The organism is Corynebacterium jeikeium (assembly GCF_000738175.1).
Taxonomy (GTDB): domain Bacteria; phylum Actinomycetota; class Actinomycetes; order Mycobacteriales; family Mycobacteriaceae; genus Corynebacterium; species Corynebacterium jeikeium_C.
On sequence record NZ_JFCH01000017.1, the window covers coordinates 19,808 to 30,120 of the forward strand.

A 10,313-nucleotide genomic window follows, 5' to 3' on the forward strand; every position below is an offset into this window, starting at 1 on the left:
CGCAAACCTGCTACTCGCCGAAAGTGGAAGATTTGGGACATTTGCCCCTTGCATTGCCTACGACGGGGAAGCTGGGAGCGCATCCGGAAGGCCCGCCCGGAAGCTTTAGCAACACACGTCACACCTGTCACAACCCACCTGGGCTTTTGGCTACTGTAGGATGTATATTTCGAGAACTGTCTGCGGCGTGGGAAGCACCTCGTGGGAAGCATCTCTCGGGAAACCCCCACCCCGCAGGAGCTGCCAGAGCGCAACCACGAACGCAAGCTCAAGGTCCTACACACACTCAACAGCCGGCGGAAGGTCAACCAGTGGCGAAAATCCTGTTTAACCTCGGACGATGGTCCTACCTGCACAAGAAGCGGGTGATTGCCGCCTGGTTGCTACTGTTCGTCGGCATCGCGGCGGCTGCCCTGGGGTTCCAAAAGGGCTTCAACGACATCTTCGAAATCAAAGATGTTCCCTCCACGCACGCCACGGAAATGCTCCAAGAGAAATTCCCGGGCACCAAAAACCCCGCCGAATCCACCGACGTCAACATAGTCTTCGGAGCCCCCGAGGGGAAGAAACTCGAAGACCCAGAGCTGATGGCGGCAATGGATGAGACGGTGGCGTCATTAAAGAACAACGTGCCCGACTTCAAAGAGGGCATGCAGTTCGGCAACCCCGTAGAGCTCAACGACAAGCTGGGCAAAATGCTCGTCGACCAGATGACGAAGCAGGGCATGCCGAAGGCCACCGCGCAATCCGACGCGGAGAATCTGCGGATGTACTCCGCCGACGGGCGCTACGGCACCATGACCTTCAGCTACGACGTGCCGCTGCCCGCCGACGTGACCGACGAGGATCGGCAGGCGGTGTACGACGCGATCCAGATCTCGCGCGACGCGGGCATGGACGTGGAGGTCGGCGGCCCCGGCTTCGGTGACCCCATCGCCGTCGAGCCGATCTCGGAGATCGCGGGCGTGGTGGTTGCGCTGATTATCCTGTTGTTCACGTTTGGTTCGCTGCTGGCGGCGGGGTTGCCGCTGGTCACGGCTATCGTGGGCGTGGGTATCGGCGCGCTGGTGACGGTGGGTGCGACGGCGGTGCTGCCGCTGAACTCCATCACGCCGACGCTGGGGCTGATGATCGGCCTGGCGGTCGGCATCGACTACGCGCTGTTCATCATGTCGCGTTACCGCGATGAGCTGCGGCAGGGGCGGTCGCGCCCGGATGCGATTGGCTTGGCCGCGGGAACTGCGGGTTCGGCGGTGGTGTTCGCGGGCCTGACGGTGACGATCGCGCTGGTCGGCCTGCGTCTGGCGAACATTCCGTTCCTGTCGTACATGGGTTACTTCGCGGCGATCAGCGTGATGGTCGCGGTGGCTGTGGCGCTGACGTTCTTGCCCGCGCTGCTGGGGGCGTGTGGCTCGCGGGTCTTTCGTAAGGACGCCACGTTTGGCGCTCAGTACGCCTCCGCCCTCGTGGGGGAGGATTCGGCGCATGGGTATTTCACGGGCGGTCCGGCGGGTCGCGGGCGTGCGGTTCGCGTTGGCAGGGATGACGTGGCTGGCGTGGCTGGCGCTGAAGTTGGCGACGAGGCTGGCGTGGCTGGCAGGGATGACGGGGCTGACGTGGCTGGCGCTGAAGTTGGTGACGGGGCTGGCGCTGAGGCTGGCGAGGAAGCCGGCGCCGGCGCGAGCGCTGCGCGCGCGGTAGCGCGCGGGGAGCGCCAGCGCGCGGGCGACGGTCAGCACAAGCAAGGCCTGGCGGGCCGCTGGATCAGGCTGGTCTACAGCTTCCCGGGAATCTCCATTGCAGTGGTGATGCTGGTGCTGGCAGCGTTGACTCTCCCGGCTCTGAACCTGCAGCTTTCGCTGCCGAATGACAAGACGTCAAACGTGGACTCCACACAGCGGAAGTCCGCCGAAATGCTCGAGGAGGGCTTCGGCCCAGGCCGCAACGCTCCGTTCCTGGTGGTCGTCAACGGCGAGAACGCAAACCCGGACTCGCCGGCGCTCGCCACCTATATCCAGGGGCAGGCGGACGCGCCGGGCGCGGAGGGTGGAGATGCCCCGGGCGCTGACGGCGCACAGGGCGGTGAAGCACCTCGCGACGGCGAAGAGCCGGCGCAGGACGCGGGAGACTCCCGGGCAGCTGAAGGCGCGGAGGCGGGCCAGGGCGCTGGCGACAAGACCAAGGCCGCGGCGCAGGCGTCATTTATCTACGCGATGGAGAACCTCGGCAGCAACATTCATGTGAAGCACGCGCAGCTCATCGGCCAGAGCGAGGACGGGCTCGCCGCGCAGCTGTTGATCACGCCAGTAGGCGGGCCGACCGAGGAGAGCACCGCCACGCTCATCCACGCGCTGCGCGGACAGCAGAACGTGATCGAGCAGGAAACCGGGGTGGACATGGGCATCACCGGCCTGATCCCCATCCAGCAGGACGTCACCGACCAACTGTCGGATGCCATGCCGATATACCTCCTGCTGGTCGTCGGGCTGGCGCTCGTGCTGCTACTGATGATCTTCCGCAGCATCACCGTGCCGATCATGGCGGCACTTGGATTCCTGCTCTCCGTCGGCGGTGCCTTCGGACTGACCGTGCTGGTCTGGCAGGAAGGCTGGGCCGGGCTGTGGAGCTCGCCGGGGCCGCTGATCAGCTTCATGCCGATCTTCCTTATCGGCGTGACCTTCGGGCTGGCGATGGACTACCAAATGTTCATCGTTTCGCGCATGCGAGAACGCTTTAAGCACGAATCCTTCGAGGCCGCGAAGACCTCCAAGTACACGCCCGTTGAAGACTCCGTGATCTTCGGCTTCGGCATGGGCGCGAAGGTTGTGACCGTGGCGGCGCTGATCATGATCGGCGTGTTCGCCAGCTTCGTCTTCCAGCCGCTGCCGTTCGTGCAGATCTTCGGCTTTGCGCTGGGCGCCGCCGTGCTGTTCGACGCCTTCCTCGTGCGCATGACTTTCATCCCCGCCATGATGGTGCTGCTCGGCAAGGCTACCTGGTACATGCCCAAGTGGCTGGACCGCATACTGCCGACCTTCGACGTTGAAGGCTCGCAGCTGGAGCGCGACTTCCGCTCCGGCGCCATCCAGCGCCTCGACGACGAAGGGCGCGCGCTGGAGCCGGCGGAAGCGGCGGAGGTGGCGGCGGAAGCGGCGCGCTAGCCCAGGCGCTCCCGCCAGGCTGGGCCGTAGTAGCGCCGCATGAACTCCTCCTGGAACTCATAGAAACGCCCCTGCTCCATGGACTCGCGAATCCGGTCCACCAACCCCACCATGAAATGCAGATTATGCAGGGTACACAAAGTCCCGGCCAGGTACTCCTTCGCCTTCAACAAGTGGTGAATATAAGCGCGCGAATAATTCTCCGAGACATAGCCGCCTACTGCGGCGTCAATAGGAGAAAAATCCCTCTTAAACCGCGCACCCATAAGATTCAGCCGACCGTCCAGCGTGTACACGCCACCGCGGCGGCCCAGGCGAGTCGGCGCGACGCAGTCGAACGTGTCCGCGCCGGCCTCAATCGCCGTGAACAGGTCATCCGGCTCCGAAATGCCGAGCAGGTGGCGGGGCTTATCCTCCGGGAGCTCCTCGGCGACCCAGCGGACGATCGTGCCGAGGTTCTCCTTCTCCAGCGCGCCGCCGATGCCGAAGCCGCCGAAACCACGGTTGCCCTGCGCCTCCGCCTCCGCGGACAGCTGCACCAGCCCGCGGGCCGCCTGCCTGCGGAGATCCTCGTACTGCGCGCCCTGCACCACACCCCACAGAGACTGCGGCGGGCGGTGCGTGCGCAAGTCCGTGAGCCGCTGGTGCTCCGCCAGGCAACGGCGAGCCCAACGGTGCGTGCGCGCGACGGATTGCTCCTGGTAGGGGCGGGTATTCACCAGCGTGGTGAGCTCGTCGAACGCGAACATAATGTCCGCGCCCAGCTGGTGCTGGATCTGCATGGACACCTCCGGCGTGAAGCGGTGCTTGCTGCCGTCGATGACGCTGCGGAAATCCACGCCGTCCTCGTCCACCACGGCCATGCGTTTTTTCTGCTGCTGGATGATGTCCGCCTCGCTGCGGCCTTTTGTGTCCATGGCTAGGACTTTCTTGTAGCCCACGCCGAGGCTCATGACTTGGAAGCCGCCGGAGTCCGTGTACGTCGGCCCATGCCAGTTCTCGAAGGTCGCGAGCCCGCCGCCCTCGTCCACGATGTCCGGGCCGGGCTGCAGGTACAGGTGGTATGCGTTGGAAAGCATCGCCTGCGCGCCCGTCGACCGCACCTGCTCGGGCGTGAGGGTCTTGACCGTTGCTTTTGTCGCCACCGGGATGAACGCTGGGGTGTGGATGTTCCCATGCGGAGTCTTTATGACGCCCGTACGCCCCAGCCCGCCTGCGCTTCCATCCACTCGCGCGCTTCCGCCTGCGCTGGCACCCGCACTCGCGCCCGTGCGCGTGTCCGTGTCTGCGTTCGTACCCGCGCTCGCGCCTGCGCTGGCGTTATCGCGCAGCCGGGTGCGCACCTCGAAGGATAGGTCTGCGGCGCCCGCGCTTGCTTCTGCGCTGGCGCCTGCACCTGCGCTCTGACCAGCGCTAACGTTCGCGCCGTCGCTGGATGTGCGCTCTCCCGCGCGTGTGTCCGCGCTGGTGTTTCCCTGATTGTCGGCCATGGCGCCCTATTTTATCCTCCGCTTCCGTTGGCGCCCCTTTCGCGCGGCCGACTCTCCACACCCATTCCTCCCCATTCCCATGTCCAGGTTCTCCCGCTGTCACATGAGCCCCACTGGCCCCACCCTCCGTTCAGGCCCGCTGGTCAAGCGCTTCCCCCTCCTCAGTTGATGTCTAGCTGATGCCACATCAGCCCCACTGGCCTCACGGCTGCCTTGCGCCGGGGTGGGCTAAAACGCAAATGTCCCAAATCTTCCACTTTCGGCAGGTAGCAAGTCTGAAGTAAAAATTTATACCCCTTTTGACCTGCGCAAATAGAAAGTTATAAAAACAGAGTGGAAGATTTGGGACATTTGGCTGCCTAAGTGTCGGAAATCTTGCAATACGGCGCTAGCGCGTCAGGCTGATCGGCGCATCCTGAACCCTCTCAGCGCGAAGAAAATCGCTTAAACGGGCTTAGAATCGCCCTGCCGGATTTGGCGTCTTCCCTGCCGACTAGATGTATGCCTAACCGGCGAACCTATTCCTGCGCTGACGCTATTCTTCTCCCTTAGGAAAGCAATTACCTCCTGCCAGGAGCTGCTATTCCCACGCCGGAACACCTCCCCGGTGGTTGGTGGCGGGGAACTCGAGGCCTTGTCGTGTCATTTGCTGATGGATCCTGCAGATGTCCGCCACGGCACTTCCATCACGGAAGTTATTGCGGTCCACCCGGTAAATCCGCAGGCCCAGGTTCTGCAGTTTCCGCTCGCGTTCGCGCTCGCTAAGGATCTGCCGCGCGGCGAAAACCTCTTCGTTGATCACGCTGCCCGTGCCCAGCGTGAAGCTGGCGCCAGCCTTGGCCATGCCGGGCTGGTATTTCCCCTGACCGTCATACTCGATCACCAGTCCGCAGGGGTAGAAAAAGTCCACGCGACCTGCGAAGTAGCCTTCGTAGTGCAGCTCCACCTGCTGAAGAGGCGCTGGCAGCCCGGCCTCCCACAGTTTCACCTTCAGTTCAGATTCCCGCGGGCTCTCGGAGGCGCCGTTGATCAGTCGAAGAGCTTTCGTGACCTCGCTGAAACCTCGTAGATTCAGCGCTGATTGAAGGTATTCACGAACTTCTGCAATAAATACTTCTGCTGCATCGCTGCCGTATTTCGTCTGAACAATCGACTCTGCTGCCACGACTGCATCCGCCACGCTATGCCACCGGGCTAGGTCGATTATTGAGTCGTGGATGCCGGTTAGGCGAATTTCGCGCGGACCGTTGGCGGTGGTGATCAGTATTTCTTCCGTTCTCTGCCACGAGCCAGCGTGCAGTGGTCGGATGATTCGATTGTCGGAAACCTTGCGAGTTCCCGTCGGCGGGTAGTACCCGATCTCCGCGTTCGGCTCCGCCCGCCCCGTGATCGGTAGCCCGTGCAGCAGCGCCGCAGAACGCCCGCACAGCGCGCCGTTTGTGCAGCTCAGGCCGTGTGCTATCGCGTGGAGACGCACCTTTTCGTCGCGCGGCAGCGCATCCCAGTGCACTCGCTCGGCGTAGATCCCCGGCGCAATCTTGCAGTGTCGCCGCCCGCGCGCCAGCCCTCGCCGCGCGCCGCTCGGAAGCTCTTTCGCCTCAATGAGCAGCGTTGTTGTTGTCTGTTCTTTCTGACGCCCCCACGTCAACGAATTCACATTTCCCCCACACGTTGAGCTTTCCCCTTGGCGTAAAAGTATTGCAGACCCGCGGGTAGCCTTGCCAGGGAAAGCGGAAAAAGGAGGCGTTGGCATGGTGCGAACTGGGAAGCAGCCGGGAGCGAGGGCGCAAGGTGGTGAGGCGGCGCAGGCTGTGGGGGATTTAGCGTCGGCGGGGGTCGAAGGCGCGGGGCGGTACGCGCCCAGCCCCTCGGGAGACCTGCACCTGGGGAATCTTCGGACCGCTGTGCTGGCGTGGTTGTTTGCCAAGCAGGAGGGGCGCGAGTTTCGGATGCGGATCGACGACATTGATGCTCAACGCTCGTCGGAAGAAAGTGCAAAACAGCAACTACTGGATCTTGCGACTATGGGGATTGGGTACGAGGGGAGGCTGTGGCGTCAACAAGAGTGCTGGTCGGAGTATGAAAAAGCGCTACAGGCCCTGCGAGAGAAGGGGCTCGTATACGAGTGCTACTGCTCGCGGAAGGACATCGCCGAGGCGGTCCGCGCGCCGCACGCCGCGCCGGGCGCGTACCCGGGAACATGCCGCGACCTGGGAGAATCGGAGCGGGTGGCCAAGCGCGCGGAGTTGGCTGCACGGGGGCGAGTGCCGGCGTTGCGGCTGCGCGCGGGCGTGGACGAGTGGGAAGTGCGCGAGCGGTTCGCGGTGGGAGCGGGCAGTAAAGCTTCTGACGGTGAGGCTCCGGGCAGCGAACGCTTGGGTAGGGAAAGCTTGGGTGGCGAATACGCGGGCGGGGTGTACCGCGGGGCGGTGGACGACATGGTGCTGCGGCGCGGCGGGAACGTACCGAAGGCGTCGGCGGGTGGCGGAGATGCTGGAGCGTCGGCTGGCGTAAATGCGGGCACAGACGCGATGGGCGGAGAGGCCAGCATGGGCGCCGGCGCCGACGCGCCGGGCGGGCCGGTGAACAGGGACTATGCCTACAACCTGGCCGTCGTCGTCGACGACGCGCTGGCCGGGGTGGGGCAGGTTGTGCGCGGGGATGACCTGCTGAGTTCCGCTCCGAGGCAGGCGTATCTGGCTCACCTGCTGGGGTTGCCGCCGGTGGAGTATGTGCACGTTCCGCTGGTGTTAGGGCCGGATGGGAAGCGCCTGGCGAAGCGGGACGGGGCCGTCACGCTGCGGGACTTTCCCGGCGGGGCGGAAGGGATGATGCGGTGGATCGCGGAATCGCTCGGCGAAGCGGTGGACATCTCGGCGGCTGAAGCGGCGGGAGCGGCCGGGGGCATCACGCCCGCCGCGCTGCTGCCAACCTTCCGGCCCGAACTACTGCCCCGCGAGCCCGTCATCTGGCGCCCCGCGGGAACGCTCGCGGACTAGCTCGCGCGGCAAGCAGGTGGCGCGGAAAGCTGAAGCGTGAAGTAGGCGGGAACGCTCGCGGACTAGCTCGCGCGGCAAGCAGGCGGCGCGGAAAGCTGAAGCGTGAAGTAGGCGGGAACGCCCGCGAATTAGCGCACCGCGCGCGGGCGGAACTTCGGCGGGATCTTCTTCTGCGCGGCCTTCCGCGCGATCTCGGCGTTCTTGCTCACCAGCAGGCGCGCCTGGCGCAGGCGCTCGCGGGCGAAAGTCCGCCGCTCGCCGGAGTCCCACGTCTCGTCCACCAGCTTCTTCGCCAGCGCCACCGAATCCGGCGAGCGCTCAATGATCTGCCGCGCCAGCTCCTCCGCCGCAGCCAGCGGATCCTCCACAGCCTTAGCCAGGCCTAGCTCCGCGGCAAGCTCCCCGGAGAAGATCTCCCCGGTCATGGCCAGCCGCTTCACCTCGTCAATCGGCAGCAACTGCTTCAGGGACATGATCCCCGACATGTCCGGCACCAGACCCCATTTCGCTTCCAACACTGACCAGTGGGCGTCATTGCTCGTAAACCTAAAGTCCGCACCACAAGCGATCTGCACGCCACCGCCAAAGCAATAGCCTTCCACCGCGGCAATCACCGGGAAAGGGAGGCGACGCCACGTCCACGGCGCCTCTTGGAATGTGTTCGTGCCTCGCAGGGGACGCGGGATGAAATGCGAAAGCATGCGCGGCGGGCTTTTCAGCGTATCTGCGAAGTCGAGGCCGGCGGAGAAGTTGCCCTCCGCGCCGGAGAGGATGACCACGCGGACGGAGCGGTCGCGGCGGAGCGTGTGCGCCGTGGAGATCAGCTGTTGGAGCAGGTCGATCGTCAGCGAATTCAGCTTGCGGGGGCGGTTCAGGCGGACGTGGACGAGGCCGGGGATGGACTCGGAGTATTCCGTGGTGACGAGCTGGTCGGTTCCGGGGGAACTAGAGGTGCTGGGCGCGGTGGGGGCGCTGGTATCAGTCATGCTCTTCAACCTAAAACACGTCGGACGATGCGGGGTGAGATTTGGGAAAAGCAAAACCGGCGCCGGGATCGTTTCCAGATCACCGAGCGCCGGTTGCTCACTATGTGAGATTTGGCGGAGGATGTGGTGTCTGAAGTCAGGACATAGTTGACAGCGTGTTCCAGGGATAAGTGTTGTGACGGTTGTCAGATCAGCCGCGGCATAGTTGACAGTTTGCCACCGCAAAGCAAAATCGGTGATGGTTGACACCTCAGCTGCGACATTGTTGACAAATGAATAGTCCTAACCGCAACCTCGCCATCGTCAAGGCAGTCCGCGAACAAGGCGAACCCGTCACCAAAGTCGCCAAACGCTTCAGAATCTCACGGCAACGTGTCTACAAAATCCTGTCCCAGTTCGATGCCGGAGGCGCTGATGCCATCGCCCCGAAATCCCGCGCCCCTCATACCCACCCGCAAGCAGTACCGACATCTTTACGCAACCAGATCATCGACATGCGTAAGCAACTGGTTAGATCCGGTTTAGACGCAGGCCCTGAGACCATTGCATTCCACCTTCACCGCCAAGGGTTGCGAGTACCGTCAACGTCGACCATCCGACGGATCATCACCAATGCAGGCCTTGTCACGCCACAACCGCAGAAAAAGCCACGCAGTTCTTTCATCCGCTTCGAAGCCGCTATGCCTAACGAATGCTGGCAGGCGGATATCACCCACCTCCACTTGCTCGACGGCACTCGACTCGAAGTCCTCGACTTCATCGACGATCACTCCCGTTACCTGCTATCGATCACCGCAGCAGCATCCTTCAGCGGACCGGCTGTTGCAGCTGAACTGCAACGCCTTATCGCCACCTACGGCCCGCCAGCGTCCACCCTCACCGACAACGGACTCGTATTCACTGCCCGCCTAGCTGGAGCAAAAGGGGGCCGCAACGCATTCGAAAAAACCCTCAACAAATACCGCATCCAACAGAAAAATGGCCGGCCAGGCCACCCTCAAACACAAGGGAAGATCGAACGGTTCCACCAAACGCTTAAAAAATGGATTGCTGCCCAATCCCCAGCGATCACCCTGGTCGAACTCCAGCAACAACTCGACACCTTTGCCGACTACTACAACACCGTCCGACCCCATCGAGCCCTCGGAAGGCGGACACCACATGAGGTCTACACCACCGGCCCCAAAGCCGAACCCAACGACAAACCGGAAGAAGAATGGCGCGTCCGCAACGATGTCGTCACCCCAAACGGCAAGGTAACCGTCCGCTATGCAAGTAGGCTTTACCAACTTGGCATCGGGCGAAAATACACCGGCGAAACCATCCTGGGTTAAGGGTCAAAAGGGGATGCGGACGTTTTTTTAGACAGTTTCGATTTCACGCTACATTGACTTTTCGGTATTCGGCAATGCTCAAACCATCGAGGCTGATCTTGATTCGGTGATTGTTGTAGAACTCGATGTATGTCGCGATTGCTTCTTTGAGCTCTTGGGGGTTCTGCCAGGTTCTGCCGTAGTACATTTCGTTTTTCATTCGGCCGAAGAACCCCTCGCATGCTGCATTGTCGGGGCTACAGCCTTTCTTCGACATAGAGCGAAGTATTCCGAACTTCTCGGTCATGCTTCGCCAGCTGCTGCCTCGATAATGTGCTCCGCGGTCTGAGTGAATCACCAAGGA

General features: G+C 63.0%; 6 protein-coding genes and 1 pseudogene. 3 read left to right on the top strand and 4 right to left on the bottom strand.

The window, feature by feature from the left end:
* The first annotated feature begins 311 nt into the window (after positions 1-311).
* Positions 312-3,161 carry an MMPL family transporter gene (locus JQ46_RS02175; protein WP_034985088.1) on the top strand — a complete coding sequence of 950 codons (2,850 nt, stop codon included), beginning with the start codon at positions 312-314 and terminating at the stop codon, positions 3,159-3,161.
* Here the strand turns inward: JQ46_RS02175 and tgt are convergent.
* Together tgt and JQ46_RS02185 are read right to left on the bottom strand one after the other, a co-directional pair.
* Positions 3,158-4,651, bottom strand: coding sequence for a tRNA guanosine(34) transglycosylase Tgt (gene tgt / locus JQ46_RS02180; RefSeq protein ID WP_237744676.1), 1,494 nt, complete (start codon positions 4,649-4,651; stop codon positions 3,158-3,160). The two genes, JQ46_RS02175 and tgt, sit on opposite strands and share 4 nt — an antisense overlap.
* 580 nt (positions 4,652-5,231) lie before the next feature.
* Positions 5,232-6,308: a hypothetical protein gene (locus tag JQ46_RS02185; RefSeq protein ID WP_034985089.1), complete on the bottom strand. Its 1,077-nt coding sequence runs from the start codon at positions 6,306-6,308 to the stop codon at positions 5,232-5,234.
* 94 nt (positions 6,309-6,402) lie between these two features.
* On the opposite strand from JQ46_RS02185, the gene JQ46_RS02190 reads away from it, so the two are divergent.
* Positions 6,403-7,650, top strand: coding sequence for a glutamyl-Q tRNA(Asp) synthetase (locus JQ46_RS02190; RefSeq protein ID WP_051876202.1), 1,248 nt, complete (start codon positions 6,403-6,405; stop codon positions 7,648-7,650).
* A 128-nt stretch (positions 7,651-7,778) separates the two neighbouring features.
* On the opposite strand, the gene JQ46_RS02195 is transcribed toward JQ46_RS02190, so the two are convergent.
* A complete protein-coding gene (locus tag JQ46_RS02195) occupies positions 7,779-8,636 on the bottom strand; it encodes a crotonase/enoyl-CoA hydratase family protein (RefSeq protein WP_034985091.1) in 858 nt (285 codons plus the stop codon).
* A gap of 272 nt (positions 8,637-8,908) precedes the next feature.
* Here JQ46_RS02195 and JQ46_RS02200 point away from each other — a divergent pair.
* Positions 8,909-9,964 (top strand): annotated as a pseudogene (locus tag JQ46_RS02200) (IS481-like element IS3514 family transposase); the annotation flags it as partial.
* 49 nt (positions 9,965-10,013) lie between these two features.
* On the opposite strand, the gene JQ46_RS02205 reads toward JQ46_RS02200, so the two are convergent.
* The coding region (locus JQ46_RS02205; protein WP_034985045.1) for an IS3 family transposase at positions 10,014-10,313 on the bottom strand (300 nt) is incomplete at its 5' end.